Source organism: Gammaproteobacteria bacterium (genome assembly GCA_013696315.1).
GTDB lineage: Bacteria > Pseudomonadota > Gammaproteobacteria > JACCYU01 > JACCYU01 > JACCYU01.
Map to the genome: position 1 here is coordinate 23,982 of JACCYU010000025.1, position 15,866 is coordinate 39,847.

The 15,866-nt window shown below is 60.8% G+C and carries 15 protein-coding genes and 1 pseudogene; 7 read left to right on the plus strand and 9 right to left on the minus strand.

All coding sequences use genetic code 11. The features are described from left to right. Positions 1 to 33 precede the first annotated feature (33 nt). Together H0V34_01470 and H0V34_01475 are read left to right on the plus strand one after the other, a co-directional pair. The gene (locus tag H0V34_01470; GenBank protein MBA2490412.1) at positions 34 to 471 is read left to right on the plus strand and encodes a type II toxin-antitoxin system RatA family toxin; all 438 of its coding nucleotides are present in this window, start codon (positions 34 to 36) and stop codon (positions 469 to 471) included. Further along, positions 458 to 781: an RnfH family protein gene (locus H0V34_01475; GenBank protein ID MBA2490413.1), complete on the plus strand. Its 324-nt coding sequence runs from the start codon at positions 458 to 460 to the stop codon at positions 779 to 781. The genes H0V34_01470 and H0V34_01475 overlap by 14 nt, the downstream gene beginning before the upstream one ends. A gap of 7 nt (positions 782 to 788) precedes the next feature. On the opposite strand, the gene H0V34_01480 is transcribed toward H0V34_01475, so the two are convergent. After that, entirely contained in the window at positions 789 to 1,139 is a 351-nt protein-coding gene (locus tag H0V34_01480; GenBank protein ID MBA2490414.1) for an outer membrane protein assembly factor BamE, read from the minus strand. Positions 1,140 to 1,207: 68 nt separating this feature from the next. On the opposite strand from H0V34_01480, the gene fur reads away from it, so the two are divergent. Then, positions 1,208 to 1,627 carry a ferric iron uptake transcriptional regulator gene (gene fur, locus H0V34_01485; protein ID MBA2490415.1) on the plus strand — a complete coding sequence of 140 codons (420 nt, stop codon included), beginning with the start codon at positions 1,208 to 1,210 and terminating at the stop codon, positions 1,625 to 1,627. A 2-nt stretch (positions 1,628 to 1,629) separates the two neighbouring features. Here the strand turns inward: fur and recN are convergent, their stop codons facing one another. Both recN and H0V34_01495 read right to left on the minus strand, forming a co-directional pair. Then, entirely contained in the window at positions 1,630 to 3,306 is a 1,677-nt protein-coding gene (gene recN, locus H0V34_01490; protein MBA2490416.1) for a DNA repair protein RecN, read from the minus strand. Positions 3,307 to 3,496: 190 nt separating this feature from the next. Then, entirely contained in the window at positions 3,497 to 4,363 is an 867-nt protein-coding gene (locus tag H0V34_01495; protein ID MBA2490417.1) for an NAD(+) kinase, read from the minus strand. A 138-nt stretch (positions 4,364 to 4,501) separates the two neighbouring features. Between H0V34_01495 and hrcA the strand changes: the two genes are divergently transcribed. From hrcA to dnaJ, 4 genes are all read left to right on the plus strand, one after another. Continuing rightward, positions 4,502 to 5,578 (plus strand): heat-inducible transcriptional repressor HrcA, encoded by a 1,077-nt coding sequence (gene hrcA, locus H0V34_01500; protein MBA2490418.1) that lies wholly within the window; start codon positions 4,502 to 4,504, stop codon positions 5,576 to 5,578. Positions 5,579 to 5,639: 61 nt separating this feature from the next. Further along, positions 5,640 to 6,272, plus strand: coding sequence for a nucleotide exchange factor GrpE (grpE, locus tag H0V34_01505; GenBank protein ID MBA2490419.1), 633 nt, complete (start codon positions 5,640 to 5,642; stop codon positions 6,270 to 6,272). A gap of 112 nt (positions 6,273 to 6,384) precedes the next feature. Continuing rightward, entirely contained in the window at positions 6,385 to 8,310 is a 1,926-nt protein-coding gene (gene dnaK, locus H0V34_01510; GenBank protein MBA2490420.1) for a molecular chaperone DnaK, read from the plus strand. Positions 8,311 to 8,477: 167 nt separating this feature from the next. Then, the gene (dnaJ, locus tag H0V34_01515; GenBank protein ID MBA2490421.1) at positions 8,478 to 9,599 is read left to right on the plus strand and encodes a molecular chaperone DnaJ; all 1,122 of its coding nucleotides are present in this window, start codon (positions 8,478 to 8,480) and stop codon (positions 9,597 to 9,599) included. Positions 9,600 to 9,614: 15 nt separating this feature from the next. Here the strand turns inward: dnaJ and H0V34_01520 are convergent, their stop codons facing one another. The 6 genes and pseudogenes from H0V34_01520 to H0V34_01545 form a co-directional block, all read right to left on the minus strand. Next, on the minus strand, positions 9,615 to 10,709 hold the full coding sequence (locus H0V34_01520) for a sulfate ABC transporter ATP-binding protein (protein MBA2490422.1): 1,095 nt from the start codon (positions 10,707 to 10,709) through the stop codon (positions 9,615 to 9,617). Beyond that, positions 10,706 to 11,547, minus strand: a pseudogene (gene cysW, locus H0V34_01525) (sulfate ABC transporter permease subunit CysW). Before cysW ends, H0V34_01520 begins: the two are co-directional and overlap by 4 nt. A gap of 54 nt (positions 11,548 to 11,601) precedes the next feature. Then, complete coding sequence (gene cysT / locus H0V34_01530) at positions 11,602 to 12,381, minus strand: sulfate ABC transporter permease subunit CysT (protein MBA2490423.1); 780 nt, start codon at positions 12,379 to 12,381, stop codon at positions 11,602 to 11,604. 861 nt (positions 12,382 to 13,242) lie between these two features. Next, positions 13,243 to 13,926 (minus strand): FAD/NAD(P)-binding protein, encoded by a 684-nt coding sequence (locus H0V34_01535; protein ID MBA2490424.1) that lies wholly within the window; start codon positions 13,924 to 13,926, stop codon positions 13,243 to 13,245. A gap of 316 nt (positions 13,927 to 14,242) precedes the next feature. Further along, positions 14,243 to 15,256 (minus strand): sulfate ABC transporter substrate-binding protein, encoded by a 1,014-nt coding sequence (locus tag H0V34_01540; GenBank protein MBA2490425.1) that lies wholly within the window; start codon positions 15,254 to 15,256, stop codon positions 14,243 to 14,245. Positions 15,257 to 15,290: 34 nt separating this feature from the next. Then, on the minus strand, positions 15,291 to 15,755 hold the full coding sequence (locus H0V34_01545) for a hypothetical protein (protein MBA2490426.1): 465 nt from the start codon (positions 15,753 to 15,755) through the stop codon (positions 15,291 to 15,293). Between the last annotated feature and the right edge of the window lie 111 nt (positions 15,756 to 15,866).

Genomic DNA, 15,866 nt, shown 5'->3' on the forward strand with positions numbered 1-15,866 from the left:
CACTATTCAGGGTTTTAATCCGCCTGCGATTCCATGAAAACAATTCACCGCGATGCTTCGGTGCCGTACACGCCGCCCGAGATGTACCAACTGGTCGACGATGTCGAGGCCTACCAGCGGTTTCTGCCCTGGTGCCGGAGCGCACGGGTGCTGGCGCGCGATGAACATCAGGTACGGGCGATGCTCGCGATTGCCAAGGGTCGCATTGAAAAATCATTTACGACCATCAACATTCTGCGGCCCCACGACCAGATCGAGGTGCGGCTGGTGGAAGGGCCGTTTCGCAAACTGGAAGGGTTATGGCGGTTCGATTCTCTGGCCGGCGGAGGTTGTCACGTAACGCTGGATATGACCTTCGAGATGTCCAGCAGGATCATGGCGATGACCCTGGGGCCGGTGTTTAATCAGGCCGCCAATATGCTGGTCGATGCGTTCGTCAAGCGCGCGCGGGTGGTCTATGGACGTCGCTGAGCAACTAGCGGCAATCACAGTGGAGGTTGTTTACACGCCCTGCGACGAACAGGCCAGCGTCAACTTGCAGATGAAAATCGGCGCGACTCTGCGTGATGCCGTCGAGCGTTCCGGCCTGCTTGCCCGCTTTGCGGACATCGACCTGAACATCAATAAAACCGGCATTTACGGCAAACCCGCAAGTTTGAATCACCGGCTTCGCGACAGGGATCGCGTGGAGATTTATCGTCCGTTGCGCGCCGATCCCAAAGAGAGTCGCCGACAGCGCGCACGCGAGCGGTTTGAACCGCGCAACTCGCCCGGGCGTTGACCCAGGCTTAGCTTTCGGCAGTGGCTTGCGGCCGTTTGATGCGGATCACCTGTCCGCTTTCGAAAAACACGGTTAAGCGCCGCTGCTCAGTCTGGCCGTAACCGGGATCGTAATAGTAAACGTAGTCCCAGCGATCGGTATGGTAACTGTCGTCGATAAGAGGATTGCCCAGCAGATAGGTGACCTGCTCGGGATTCATGCCGATCTCCAGCTGCTCCACGTCTCTCTGTTTAAGCGCGTTGCCCTGCCGGACATCGATACGGTGCACTGAAAACACGGAACAGCCGGCGAGCACCAGGCTGATCGTTACGAAAAAAATCAGGCAGGTCTGCCGATTGCGTGGAAATTGGGGGGGCATGACGTAAACAACAGCTTGCGAGTGATAAACTATGGCCGCATGATACGTCATCCGCTCTGGAGGGCATAGTGGAAAGTCAGGATCTCAAAAAGGCAGGTCTCAAGGTGACCTTGCCGCGCATGAAGATTCTCGAGATCCTCGAGAAATCTAACCCGGAAACGCATCACCTCACGGCAGAGGATATTTATCGGCTCCTACTCGAGGCCGGGGAGGAGATCGGTCTGGCGACGGTCTATCGGGTGCTCACCCAGTTCGAGGCCGCCGGTCTGGTCATCCGCCATCATTTCGAGGGCGGGCAGGCCGTGTTCGAACTGGATCGCGGCAAACATCATCACATGGTGGACTTGAGCAGCGGCAAGGTCACCGAATTTACCAGCGACGAAATCGACACGCTGCAGAAAGCGATTGCGGACAAGTATGGCTACGTGATCGAGGAGCGCAGCATGGTGCTCTACGTACGGCCGAAAAAAAGCCATCAGGATGCGTAGGTTCAGACGGCCTGCGCGCGACCTATCATTTCCTGCGCATGCGCGCGGGTTTTGGCCGTCATCTTCAGACCACCCAGCATCCTCGCGATCTCATCCACTTTCTGTAGATCGTCGAGCAGCGCTACCCGGATTTGAGTTCCGCGTCCGTGTATCGTTTTGCTGACCTGATAATGATGATGCGTCTGGGCCGCCACCTGCGGCAGATGTGTCACGCACAACACCTGACGTTGCCCGCCTAAACTCCGCAACTGTCGCCCCACCACTTCCGCCACCGCGCCGCCGATGCCGCTGTCCACCTCATCGAAGATCAGAGTGGGTATGCTCAAGTCATTGGCCGCCATGATCTGAATCGCCAGACTGATGCGTGAGAGTTCGCCGCCGGAGGCGACTTTTGCCAGCGGTCGCATGGGCTGGCCCGGATTGGCGCTGACCAGAAATTCGATGCGATCCAGTCCACTCGGCGCTATATCCCGCGTGTCGTCGAAGTCAACGCTGATCTCGAAGCGTCCGCCAGCCATCCCCAAATCCTGCATCGTGGCGGAAACCGCACTGCCGAGGTTCTCCGCGGCGGACGCGCGCGCTGAATGCACGGCCTGCGCAGCTAACCCGTAATCGTCCGCGAGGAATCGCAGGCGCTGATTAAGCCGCTCCAGATCATATTCCGGGCTTTCCAGGGAAGCCAGTTCAGCCTCCAGTTCCCTCTGGCGGACAGGAATTTCGGCGGGCGCGAGGCGATGCTTGCGCGCGAGGTTGTGTATGTCGGCCATCCGCGCCTCAACCCACGCCAGCCGCTCCGGGTCCAGCTCGAGCCCATCTGTATAACGGCGCAAAAGACTCGCGGCCTCCCTCAACTGGGCTTGCGCGGCGATTAACAAATTCAGCGGTTCACCGAGAACATCGTCGAGTTTGCTTAAGCGTTCCAGATCGGCGATCACGTGTCCCAGCCGGCCATCGACAGTGCCTTCGTCGCTTTCGTAAAGCGCAAGATAGGCTTGGCACGTTACGTCGCGCAGCTGACTGGCGTGCGCCAGGCGACGATGTTCCTCGCCCAAGGATTCGAATTCACCTTCGGCCAGAGCAAGCTGCGTCAGGTCCCGCGACTGAAAGCGCAGCAGGTCCATTCGATCCTCGCGCTCGCGGGCTTGTTCGGCAAAGGCACTGACCTTCTCGCGCAGGCCGCGCAACTCGTGATAAATCTCTGTAAGCCGGCGCAGGCGAGCGCTGTTTGCCGCATGCGCGTCCAGCAGTTCGCGCTGCGTGGCGTTGCGCAACAGCGATTGATGTTCATGCTGCCCATGAATATCGACCAGCATCTCGCCGAACTGACGCAGCATCTGCAGAGCAGCAGGTGATCCGTTGATGTAAGCCCTGGAACGGCCGTCGCGCGAGATAACGCGTCGCAACAGACACTCGCCGCTTACCTCGAAGTCGCGCTCATTGAGCCACGCGCGCGCGTTGACCCGCTGTTCGATATCCAGCGCCAGAGTGATCTCGGCGCGTTGTGCGCCAGTGCGCACCGTGCCGGCATCGGCGCGGTCGCCCAGCACCAGCCCCAGCGCGTCGATGAGGATCGACTTGCCGGCACCGGTTTCGCCGGTCAGCACACTCATGCCCGGCCCGAACTCAAGTTCCAGCTCGTCGATGATGGCGAAATCGCGGATGTGGATGCGGGTTAACACTGGGCGGGACTCGGGAATCGTTAAAATGCCCTTAGATGGCGTTCGACGACTGCATATGTGCTCGCCTTCCCACGCAAAAACGATGTTTAGGAAAAAGTTTCGGCGTACTCAAGTCCCTGTCGCCGGGCTTGACTAAAGACCAAAGGAGAAGCCACGGATGATCGCATGCCGAGCCCCGAGCCCCGTGTTCTCACCCCCATCGCAGCTTGGCGCGCAACACTTGAAAATAATCGTGATCCAGCGGCTGGATCAGCCGGAATGTCAACGCCTTGCGCGCGATGCACACACGGTCATTGGGTATCAGGTCGCAATTATCCTGGCCGTCGAACGAGGCGCGCGCCCGGTTGTCGTTCTGCCGGCACACCACGACTTCGATGCGGCTCGCCGCATCAATGACGATAGGGCGGTTGGTTAAGGTGTGCGGGCAGATCGGCACCAGCACGATCGCCTCCAGGCTGGGGTGCACAATCGGGCCGCCGCCGGACAGGGCGTAGGCCGTCGAACCGGTCGGAGTTGCCACGATCAGCCCGTCGGCTCGCAAGGCGTTGACCGGGTGACCGTCGATGTAGATTTCCAGCTCGATCATGCGGATAGAGCCTTGCACGTGGACTACCACTTCGTTGATGGCGTCACTTTCCGTGATAGTCTCGTCGTCCCGCGTCACGCGCGCCCGCAACAGATAACGGTACTCTTCCTTGTAGCGGCCGGCGAGTATCTCGTCCAAGCGCGTGTACATGTCTTCGGGCAGGATGTCGGCGAGGAATCCCAGCCGACCGCGATTGATCGCCACCAGCGGCACTCCGTGGTCCACCAGCGAGCGCGCGGCATGCAGCAGCGTGCCGTCGCCGCCAACCACGATCGCGAGATCGCAGCGCCGCGCAATCTCGTCGCGGCCCACGCTGATCTCTCCTGCCTGCCGCAACACGCCGCCGGCGCTTTGATCGACCAGCACCTCCGCGCCGCGCGCGCGCAAGTATTCCAGCAGGCCGCGCGCGGTATCCACGACCAGCGCGTCGCCGGGTTTTGTAATCAGGCCAATGGTGTGGAACACGGTCATCAGGGGTCTCTTCTACGTTAAAGGTATCACGCGCCTCATACACGGCCAACTGGATCGTTTCTTGACACAAACCGGGCGTGTATTGATGATGGGCCAGCGCGCCGGAAGACTCGTGCCGGCACCGGACAGGCAATGCGCATGGCGGCAAAAAGTGGACAATCTTCGGCAACGGCCCTCAGTGAGCGCGGGCAGCACCTGCTCAAGGTGCTGGTGCATAACTACATCGGCGATGGCCGGCCGGTAGGTTCTCAAACCCTGCTGCGCGCCGCCGCAGTGGATTTGAGTCCGGCCACGATCCGTAGCGTGATGGCCGATCTGGAAGATCGCGGCCTGATTTACTCGCCGCACGCCTCAGCCGGCCGCATCCCCACGGTCAAGGGATACCGGCTGTTTATCGATACCATGCTGCGGGTGCGACCGCTGCGCGATGCGATTATCGATCAGTTGAAGGATCGGTTATGTCGCGACCTGACACCGCACTCGCTGGTCGAGGCCGCCTCGGACATGCTGTCCGGCATCACGCAACTCGCCGGGGTCGTCACGGTGCCGCGCCAGCAGCACGTGTCCTTGCGGCAGATCGAATTCCTGGGACTTTCGGAGAAGCGTGTGCTGGCGATCCTGGTGATGAACCAGCACGAGGTGCAGAACCGGGTCATTCAGCTGGATCGCACCTACACCGAGTCCGAACTTCGCGAAGCGGCCAATTATCTCAATGCGAAGTTCGCAGGAAGAAGCATGGGCGCGCTGCGGCGCGAACTCCTGGCCGAACTCGACGCGGTGCGCGAAGACATGAACCGCATGATGCGCTCGGCCATCGAGCTGGGCGAAAAGGCATTCGCGGGCGACGAACGCACAGAGGACGACTTCGTGGTCGTAGGTCAGACCAACCTCATGGGCTATGAGCAGCTTTCCAACGTGGACAAGCTGCGCCAGCTGTTCGAGGCGTTCAGCACCAAGCGCGATATTCTGCATCTGCTGGACAAATGCATTAGCGCGCGCGGCGTGCAGATTTTCGTCGGCCAGGAATCCGGCTATCAGGTACTGGACGAGTGCAGCGTCGTGTCGGCGCCCTATTCCGTGCAGGGTGACGTGATTGGCGTGCTCGGGGTAATCGGGCCCACGCGCATGCCGTACGACCGCGTGATTCCCATTGTCGATATTACCGCGAGGCTGCTGGGCGCGGCCTTGAATACCCAGAGCCGTGACCTCACCTGAAGGTACAACCCTCAACCGCGGGGTGGATCTGTCCGCAAATTTTCAATTCCGGAGTTTATCGATGGGAAACAAGGAGCAACCAGAACGCTCGGAGACTAGCGTTAATCGCGAGGATCATCGCATCGAATCCGCGGATGTGTCCCCCGAACCCGCTGATGCAGCAGCGGCCGGGCCCGAGACACCAGCCGCGCCCGACGAAGAAGTCATAGACGTCGACGCGCTGATGGCGGCCGTGGACGAAGCCAATGGCAGGGCCGATGACTACTGGAACACGCTGCTGCGCACGCGCGCTGAGATGGAGAATCTGCGCAAACGCTGCGCCCGCGAGCTGGATCAGGCGCGCAAATACGCCGTGGAGCGTTTCGCGACCGAACTGCTGGCGGTAAAGGACAGTCTGGAAATGGGCGTCGATGCGGCCGGCGGCGAGACCGAAGCAGTCAAGCTGCGCGAAGGTACGGAACTGACCCTGAAGATGCTGAGCCGCGTGATGGAGAAGTTCAACATCAGCGGAATCGATCCGCAAGGTCAGCCCTTCGACGCCGCACGCCATCAGGCCATGACCTTACAGGAAAATAGCGAGGTACCGCCCAATACGGTGGTGGCCGTGATGCAGAAAGGCTACGCGCTCAACGAGCGCCTGCTGCGTCCGGCGATGGTTATCGTATCGAAGGCTCCCGAAGCGGACGCGGGCTGACGACGGCATCGTCAGGGCGTCACGGGTCTCAATGCGCTTGAATTTCGTGACCACGCCCACATCTAGAACCTAGTCCAAAAATCTGCTCGACGCATTCAGCTGGAGACAAATCATGGGAAGAATTATCGGCATTGATCTCGGCACCACCAATTCCTGCGTGGCCGTGATGGAAGGCAAGACCGCCAAAGTTATCGAGAACAGCGAGGGCGACCGCACGACCCCGTCCATCGTCGCCTTTGCCAGTGACGGCGAGGTGCTGGTGGGACAGAGCGCCAAGCGTCAGGCGGTGACCAATCCGGCCAACACGATATACGCGGTCAAGCGGCTGATCGGGCGCCGGTACCAGGAAGACGCGGTGCAGAAGGACATCAAGCTGGTGCCGTACAAGATCGTGAAAGCCGACAACGGCGACGCCTGGGTGGAAGCGCAGGGCAAAAAGATGGCGCCGCCTGAAGTTTCCGCGCGGATATTGCAGAAGATGAAAAAGACCGCCGAGGATTATCTGGGCGAAACCGTCACCGAGGCGGTGATCACGGTGCCGGCATATTTTAACGATTCGCAGCGCCAGGCCACCAAAGACGCCGGCAAAATCGCCGGCCTGGACGTCAAGCGCATTATCAACGAGCCCACCGCCGGGGCGCTGGCCTACGGCATGGACAAAAAGCGCGGCGACCGCAAGATCGCGGTATATGACTTGGGCGGCGGCACTTTCGATGTGTCCATCATCGAGATCGCCGAAGTCGATGGCGAGCACCAGTTCGAGGTCTTGTCCACCAACGGCGACACATTCCTGGGCGGTGAGGATTTCGACATGCGCCTGATCGATTATCTGGCCGATGAGTTCAAGAAGGATCAGGGCATCGATCTGCACAAGGATCCGCTGGCGGTACAGCGTCTGAAAGACGCGGCCGAAAAAGCCAAGATCGAGCTGTCGTCCAGTCAACAGACCGAGGTCAATCTGCCGTATATCACGGCCGATGCCAGTGGCCCTAAGCATCTGAACATCAAGCTGACGCGCGCCAAGCTTGAATCGCTGGTCGAAGCGCTGATTCAGCGCACCCTCGAGCCGTGTCGCGTCGCGCTCAAGGACGCGGAGCTGTCGGCCAAGGACATCGACGACGTGATTCTGGTCGGCGGCCAGACCCGCATGCCCAAGGTACAGCAGACCGTCAAGGACATCTTCGGCAAGGAGCCGCGCAAGGACGTGAACCCGGATGAGGCCGTTGCGGTGGGCGCCGCCATTCAGGGCGGTGTGCTGGGCGGTGATGTGAAAGACGTATTGTTGCTGGACGTGACGCCGCTGTCGCTGGGTATCGAAACCCTGGGCGGGGTGATGACCAAGCTGACCGAGAAAAACACGACCATTCCGACCAACGCGAAACAGGTATTTTCGACCGCCGAGGATAATCAGACGGCGGTGACCGTGCACGTGTTGCAGGGCGAGCGCGAGATGGCCAGCGCCAACAAGTCGCTGGGCCGCTTCGATCTGGCGGATATCCCGCCGTCGCCGCGTGGCATGCCGCAGATCGAGGTAACGCTGGATCTCGACGCTAACGGAATTTTGAACGTCTCGGCCAAGGATAAGGCCACCGGCAAGCAACAGTCCATCGTCATCAAGGCGTCTTCGGGGCTGTCCGAAGACGAGATCGATAAGATGATCCGTGACGCCGAGGCGCACGTCGAAGAAGACCGCAAATTCCACGAGACGGTCGCCGCGCGCAATCAGGCCGATAACCTGATTCATGGCGCCGAAAAGTCTCTCAGGGATCTGGGCGATAAGGTCGATCCAGACGAACGCAAGCAGGTCGAGAACGCTATCGCCGAGTTACGAGAGGCGATGAAAGGCGACGACAAGGACGCGATCGAAGCGAAGACCGCGAGCTTAAGCGAGGCCTCCGCAAAAATCGCCGAGCGCGCCTACGCGCAAAATCAGGACGGCGGCGACAAGCCTGCCAGCGACGAAGCGAACGCGAAAAAGAGCGACACGGACGATGTCGTCGATGCTGAGTTCGAGGAAGTGGACGACCGCAAAAAGTAGCGTCAACAACAAAGCTTGCAGCAACATTGTGCCGCATGACGCACGAAGTATTTTGCCCGCGTGCGACATGCGGCCCGGTTGCATATAAACGAGCCTCGGGTTGACTAGAACCGCAGTTTCAACTTGCGCCTTAGTGCATGAACAAGCGGTGAATGGAAAAATGGTGAATGGAAAAACGCGACTACTATGAGGTTCTGGGCGTGGGCCGCTCGGCGGCCCAGGCGGATTTAAAGAAAGCGTATCGCCGTCTGGCGATGAAGCACCATCCCGACCGCCGGCCCGACGACGAGGCGGCCGCGCAGCAGTTCAAGCAGGCCAAGGAAGCCTATGAAGTGCTGTCCGATCCGCAAAAGCGCGCGACTTACGATCAGTTCGGGCACGCGGGAGTGGCGGGTGCGGCAGGTGGCGCGCGCGGCGGTTTCGGTGACATATTCGATGACATCTTCGGCGACATCTTTGGCGGCGGCCGCGGCGGGAGCGGCGCCTACCGAGGCGCCGATCTTCAGTACAATCTGGAATTAAGCCTGGAAGAAGCCGTGCTCGGCACGGAAGCACAAATCCGCATTCCCAGTCTGGTCGAATGCGCGACCTGCAAGGGCAGTGGTGCGGCCCCCGGCACCTCGCCGCAAACCTGCGAGACTTGCGACGGAATCGGCCAGATTCGCATGCAGCAAGGGTTTTTCTCGGTGCAGCAGCCCTGTCCCCGCTGCCGGGGCGCGGGCAAGATAATAACCGACCCTTGCGGCACCTGTCGCGGTAAGGGCAGGGTCGAGGAATTCAGAACTTTATCCGTTACCGTGCCCGCGGGTGTGGACAGCGGCGACCGCATCCGCCTGGCGGGGGAGGGCGAGGGCGGCTCGCGGGGCGGCCGCGCTGGGGACTTGTACGTGCAAATCCAGGTCAAGCCGCATGCGCTGTTCACGCGCGACGGTCACAATCTCGTCTGCCAGGTGCCGGTCAGTATCTCTATCGCGGCGCTGGGTGGTGAACTCGAAGTGCCAACCCTGACCGGTCGCGCCAAACTCAAAATTCCCGCCGAGACTCAAACCGGCAAAGCGTTCCGGCTACGCGGCAGGGGCGTGAAGCCCGTTCGCGGCGGGGCCGAAGGCGACCTGATCTGTCAAGTTGTCGTGGAGACGCCGGTCAATCTGACCAGGCGCCAGCGGGAGCTCATGGAAAAGTTGAATCAGAGTCTGATCGACGGCGGGGAGCGCCATAACCCGCAGGCGCAAAGCTGGCTGGACGGCGTGAAGGGCTTCTTCGAGGATATGAAGCTCTGGCATCGATAAGATCGTCGGCGCCGGTCATGGCTGCGTCGCGTCTCTCGCGGCTTCTTTAACAAACACCCGCTGATTGATCGGCCTCACATAAACGCGGTCGCCCTGTTTGAGCCTGTCGCGTGCGGGATCGCCACGCGGGATTTCCACCCGGATCAAATCGTCGTATCCCGGTTGGTGCAAGTCCAGACGCAGCAGCGCGCCAGCGACCGTTACTTTGTCCACATCCGCCACCAGATAACCGCCCTCGGCGCCATTGGGCTGCAGTGCCACTTCGAACTCGTGTGGCCGGACATAGGCGACGGCGTCAATGTTGGACGTCTCAGCGTGTTCTGGCAGATGCACGCGCACCGCGTCGCCGATCTGCGCCCAGCCGCGGTGCACGCGGCCATGAAAAAGATTGACCTGCCCGACGAATGAAAAGACGAACGGCGAGGCCGGATGATCGTAAACTTCCGCTGGCGTACCGATCTGCTCGACTTGGCCCCGATTCATTACGACCACCCGATCCGACACCTCCATAGCCTCCTCCTGGTCGTGGGTGACGAACACGGAGGTCACGTGCAGCTCGTCGTGCAGGCGGCGCAGCCACACCCGCAGATCGCGGCGCACCATGGCGTCGAGCGCGCCGAAGGGTTCGTCCAGCAGCAACACTTTTGGCTCCACCGCCAGCGCGCGCGCCAGCGCGACCCGCTGCCGTTGACCTCCCGAGAGTTGCGGTGGATAACGATCCGCCAGCGACTGCACCTGCACCAGCTTCAGCAACTCCAGCACGCGGGCGCGTATTTCATGCTCCGGGGACCGCACTTTACGCGGTCGCACGCGCAGACCGAAGGCGACGTTTTCGAACACGGACATATGCCGGAACAGCGCGTAATGCTGGAACACGAAACCGACCTGGCGCTCACGGACATGGCTGGAAGTGGCGTCTTCGCCATGAAAATACACATTGCCCGCGTCAGCCCACTCCAGCCCGGCGATGGTGCGCAGCAAGGTGGTCTTGCCGCATCCCGACGGCCCCAGCAGGGCCACCAGTTCACCGGTGGGCACCTTCAAAGAGATGTCTTTCAGCGCCTGAAAGGACCCAAACGCCTTGGACACGCCCTGGATCTCGATACTCATTGCGCACGCTCCTGATATATTGCTTTGATTTCCTGTTGGGTACGCCACTCGACCACGCTTTTGACAATCAGGGTTACCATCGCGAGGCCGGCCAGCAAGGTGGCGACCGCGAAGGCGGCGGCGAACTGATATTCGTTGTAGAGAATTTCGATGTGCAGCGGCATGGTGTTGGTATACCCGCGGATGCGACCCGACACCACCGACACTGCGCCGAATTCTCCCATGGCTCGCGCGTTGCACAGAATTACGCCGTACAGCAGCGACCACTTGATCGACGGAAGGGTTACACGCCAGAAGGTTTTCCAGCCCGATGCACCCAGGGTGAGTGCGCTTCTTCGGCGTCGGTGCCCTGTTCGTACATATGCGGGATCAACTCGCGCGCGACGAACGGAAACGTGATAAATGTCGTGGTCAGTACGATCCCCGGTACCGCGAAAATAATCTTGATGTCGTACGCGTCGAGCCAGTCGCCGAACCAGCCCCGCGCGCCGAACATCAGTACGAACACCATACCCGCAACCACCGGCGACACCGCGAACGGCAGGTCGATCAAGGTGATGAGGAACTGCTTGCCGCGGAAATGAAACTTTGCGATCGCCCAGGCCGCCGCCAGCCCGAACAACACGTTCAGCGGCAGCGACACGGCCGCCACCAGCAGAGTGAGCCTGATCGCGTCCAGTGCATACGGCTCCGTAATGGCGGCAACATACACATTCCATCCGTTCGCCAGTCCCTGTGTAAAGACCGCGACCAGGGGCACCGCCAGAAACAGTGCTAGAAATGCAAGCGCCAGCGCGGTCAGCAGCCATCGCAACCCACGCGGACTCAGTAGTCGCATGGCGCCGCGCCGACACAGGTACGGCATCCGGCAGAGTCAATACTGCGGCCATCTTTAAGTTCCCCGCTTGAGGCTCCACAACTGGAGCACATTAATAACGAACAGCAAAATGAACGAGACGATCAGCATCACCACCCCCAGCGCAGCCGCGCCGGCGTAGTCGTATTGCTCCAGCTTGGTAATGATCAAAAGCGGCGTGATCTCGGTGCGGTACGGCATGTTGCCGGATATGAATACCACCGAGCCGTACTCGCCGATCGCGCGCGCGAACGCCAGCGCAAAGCCGGTGAGCAACGCCGGCCACAACGCCGGCATGATGACACGGCGAAAAATCTGCCAGCGATGCGCGCCCAGACTGGCCGCGGCCTCCTCAAGCTCCTTTTCCAGATCCTGCAGCACCGGTTGTACCGTGCGCACCACGAACGGCAGGCCGATAAAGGTAAGCGCCACGATGACGCCCAGTTCGGTATAGGCGACCCGTATACCTAACGGTTCCAGCCATTGTCCGATCCAGCCGTTGTAGGCGTACAGCGAGGTCAGGGTGATGCCGGCCACCGCGGTCGGCAGCGCGAAGGGCAGATCCACCATTGCGTCGACTACCCGCTTGCCGGGAAAGCTGTAGCGCACCAGCACCCAGGCGGTTAGCAACCCCAACACGAGGTTGATGACGGCGCCGACTAGCGACGCGCCGAACGTGATGCGGTAGGACGCGATCGAGCGCTGATCCGTCGCCACCACCCAAAAATCCGCCAGTGACAGTTCGAACGCTTTCAGTACGAGCGCCGCCAGCGGGATCATCACCAGCAAAGTCATGTACATCAGGGTGAAGCCCATCGTCAGGCCAAAGCCCGGTAGCACGCTTTGGGGCTTAAAAAGAGCTCATTGCCGCCGCCGCATGCCCGCGCTGATGAGCCGGACGTTAGAAAAATCAAGTCGCATATCATTCTCTACACGGAAATGGGGTACCGCACCTGGCGTCGCGCCAGATGTTCGGCAAGTTCGATGGCTTGTTGTTGAATTTCGTGGGCGGCGATGGACTCCCACAATTCGCCTACGCGCAGACTGCCGAGCGCGAACAGTGAGGACCAAGTTCGGCCGCCGGCCGATTGCAGGCGGCCAAGTTCGTCAGTACGAAGGCCAAGCCCGGCCATCCCAGGCCGCGCGACGCCGGTGCGCAGCAGGTTATGCAACAACGGGGAATCGCCTCGACGCGGATCGAGTTCGAATCCCAGACTGCTGATCACGCAGTGCACGGCTTGTATAGACTGATTCCCGCCAACTTCCCGCAACGCCACCTCCAGCGCCGCGGAGGTAGCGCGGATTTCTCCGATTCTGCCCTTGTGGATCGTCAGGCGCCCCCTATCTTTAAGAGCATTCAGTTGTAGCGCGACTTCGGATGCGATGCGATGGCGATGCGCATCCCAGTACGAACGCGCATGGCGCAGAAAACGCTGGCGCTCCGGTATGGTTAGTCCGCGCCAAAGCGCCTGAGCCTGATGGCGCGCCGCGTCCATGCGCCATTGCCACGGCCGGCCCGTCCGCCTGGCTTCCTCCACGCCGCCGCGTAATTCGCGCATCAACGCGCGTAGGCCGACGCTTGTCAACGGCTCGCAGCACCCGTGATCGTCGCTGTGCGCCTGGGGAATGAGGCCGTTACGGGACACGGCGTGGATATGTCCCCGATGATCGTGACGTTCAAGGGTTAACAACGCGTCTACCATCGAAAGACCCGTGCCGACGATCAGCACATCGGCGTCGGGACGCGGCGGCTGGCTCTGTAAATCCCAGGCGTGCAGCACCCGCGCGTCCGGCGAACGCAAGCCGGGGAAGCCGCCCGTGCGACGCGGCGTGTTGCCCACCGCCAGTATCACCAGCGGCGCGTAGAGGCAGCGGCCATCGGATAGCCCGATGCTCCACAGGCCGCGCTCGACTTGCTCGCAATACATCGCGGAGTACCGAAGATGGGTGAACACGGCGCCAGCTTGATTGACGGCGACGTTCAGCTCCTGGCATACGTAGTCGCCGAACCAGCCACGTGGGGGTGAAACTGCTTTCATCCACGCCGGCCGCTCCGCCCCTCGCTTGCGCGCGGGCCTGTGCCCAGCGTGTGTAATGCTGGTCGTCATCGTTACGCAGGCTCATGTGTTTCGCCCGCGTGTTTAGCAGGTGGCAGCTCAAACGCGTGCCGTACGCTACACCGCGGCCAAGCCGTACGCTTGGTTCGATGATCGCCAGCCGCGGCGGCGAAGCCCGACGCAACAGGTGGATCGCGGCGACAACGCCGGCATAACCGCCGCCAATAATCACTACGTCGTAGTGCGGCGCACGTGCGGCCCGGCCGCCCCGCTGTGGCAAATGCAACGAGGCTTCTCGACTCATGAGTTCGGTCCCTGATTGGTGGATACGCGCGCTACAACTTGCCGACCAGGACGTCGGTAGACTTGAACAAGGCCACCGCTTCGTCACCACCTGCAGATCGACACCGCGAATCGAGCTGGAGGTGATTACCGCGGTGATTATCCCCGCAGGTGTTTCCACCTCGACCTCCGACACCACCGGGCCGTCGTTATGCGCAACACGGTGCCGCGAAATTGATTACGTGTGTTTACGGTTATAGACATGACTAAGTGCTCCTGGGGTTAGGGGGCACGCGTCGGCGTACCCCGGCTGAGTGATTCGGATCGATAACAGAAGGTCAACGGCCTTCGCTATAAATCTGGTCGAAAAGTCCGCCGTCGTCGAAGTGTTTGGTCTGTGCTTCGTCCCAACCGCCAAAGTCGTCGATGGTTACCAGCGGAATCTCTTTGAACTGATCCTTGTACTGGGCGGCGATCTGCGGATTACGCGGACGGTAATAGTGCTTGCCCGCGATCTCCTGACCCTCTTTGGTATACAAATACTTGAGGTACGCGGTGGCCACCTCGCGCGTACCGCGATCGTCCACGACATCGTCGACCACCGATACCGGCGGCTCGGCGAGAATGGACTGCGAGGGATAGACGATCTCAAATTGGCCCGGCCCCAGCTCCTCAATGGCAAGAAAGGCCTCGTTCTCCCAGGACAGGAACACGTCGCCGATGCCACGCTGTACGAAAGTCGTCGTGCTGCCGCGCGCGCCGGAGTCCAGCACCGGCACGTTTTGGAACAATTTGGTTACAAATTCTTGCGCCTTTGCTTCCGAGCCGTATTCCTTTTCCGCCCAGGTCCACGCCGCCAGATAGTTCCAGCGCGCGCCGCCGGAGGTTTTGGGATTGGGTGTTATCACGCTCACGCCGGGTTTGACGATGTCGTCCCAGTCCTCGATACCTTTGGCATTACCCGTGCGCACCAGCAATACGATCGTCGATGTGTAGGGCGCGCTGCTGTTGGGCAGGCGAGTCTGCCAGTCTTCTGGAATCAGCTCGGCCTCCGTGTACAAGGCGTCGATGTCTCCGGCCAGCGCCAGGGTCACGACGTCGGCCTCCAGCCCATCGATCACCGAACGGGCCTGGCTGCCCGAGCCGCCGTGCGACTGGTTGATAGTGACCGTGTCGCCGGTCTTCTCCTGGTAGTATTTGGCGAAGGCGGCGTTAAACTCGGTATAGAGTTCGCGTGTAGGGTCGTACGATACGTTGAGCAGTTCGTACTCCTCGGCCGAGGCGAGCGATGCCGCGCCGATGATGGCGGTCGCCGTCGCCGCCACGATTAAACGCTTATATCTAAGTTTCATGGTGTGATTACTCTTGGTTTTAAGTGACGTGGAATCAAAAGCTCACCTGCAAACGCGACAGGGCGACCTTCTCCTTAGGGAAGCCAGACGCGCCGCTGAAAGAGTCGAAGTCCGTTTGAAAGTAGGCAACTGCGGCTTTCAGGTTCTTCGTGAGATACCAGTTCAGACCTAAGCCCCAGGTTTTGGCCTCGGAGATCGAGCCGGCCGGATCGGCATAGAGCGGGAAGGCATCGTCGTCCAGGTCAAGCCATCCGAAGCGCGCCGCCACTTCGAACGCGCCCCAGCCGCCGCTACCGACGGGCTTGTATGGCTCGATGCCCGCGTAACTGGCGTCCTCACCCGTCAACACGAACACCGCTGTGGCCTGCGCGGCCTCATGCGACAGCTCGGCCACGGTGGCGCCGTCGGTGACGTCGAGCTCCGAGCGGATGTACTCCGTCAGTACGCCGAAGGATCCGACGTAGTAATAACCCTGGGGTGACCAGAGAGGTGGCCCCACAAAATCGGACAGCGGGATAAGTGGAGCTCTGCAACAATGGGCGAGAGATTGCCCGAGGAGCAAAGAGCATGAGACGACCCCGCCGTAACCACACAGCGGTATTCAAAGCGA

What these genes read in the sequence shown, in the direction of transcription:
- grpE (MBA2490419.1), top strand. Translation starts at nt 5,640, where the DNA reads ATGGGAAACAAGGAGCAACCAGAACGCTCGGAGACTAGCGTTAATCGC.
- dnaK (MBA2490420.1), top strand. Translation starts at nt 6,385, where the DNA reads ATGGGAAGAATTATCGGCATTGATCTCGGCACCACCAATTCCTGCGTG.
- H0V34_01470 (MBA2490412.1), top strand. Translation starts at nt 34, where the DNA reads ATGAAAACAATTCACCGCGATGCTTCGGTGCCGTACACGCCGCCCGAG.
- hrcA (MBA2490418.1), top strand. Translation starts at nt 4,502, where the DNA reads ATGGCGGCAAAAAGTGGACAATCTTCGGCAACGGCCCTCAGTGAGCGC.
- H0V34_01480 (MBA2490414.1), bottom strand. Translation starts at nt 1,139, where the DNA reads ATGCCCCCCCAATTTCCACGCAATCGGCAGACCTGCCTGATTTTTTTC.
- H0V34_01475 (MBA2490413.1), top strand. Translation starts at nt 458, where the DNA reads ATGGACGTCGCTGAGCAACTAGCGGCAATCACAGTGGAGGTTGTTTAC.
- dnaJ (MBA2490421.1), top strand. Translation starts at nt 8,478, where the DNA reads ATGGAAAAACGCGACTACTATGAGGTTCTGGGCGTGGGCCGCTCGGCG.
- H0V34_01535 (MBA2490424.1), bottom strand. Translation starts at nt 13,926, where the DNA reads ATGAGTCGAGAAGCCTCGTTGCATTTGCCACAGCGGGGCGGCCGGGCC.
- cysT (MBA2490423.1), bottom strand. Translation starts at nt 12,381, where the DNA reads ATGGGCTTCACCCTGATGTACATGACTTTGCTGGTGATGATCCCGCTG.
- H0V34_01540 (MBA2490425.1), bottom strand. Translation starts at nt 15,256, where the DNA reads ATGAAACTTAGATATAAGCGTTTAATCGTGGCGGCGACGGCGACCGCC.
- H0V34_01520 (MBA2490422.1), bottom strand. Translation starts at nt 10,709, where the DNA reads ATGAGTATCGAGATCCAGGGCGTGTCCAAGGCGTTTGGGTCCTTTCAG.
- H0V34_01495 (MBA2490417.1), bottom strand. Translation starts at nt 4,363, where the DNA reads ATGACCGTGTTCCACACCATTGGCCTGATTACAAAACCCGGCGACGCG.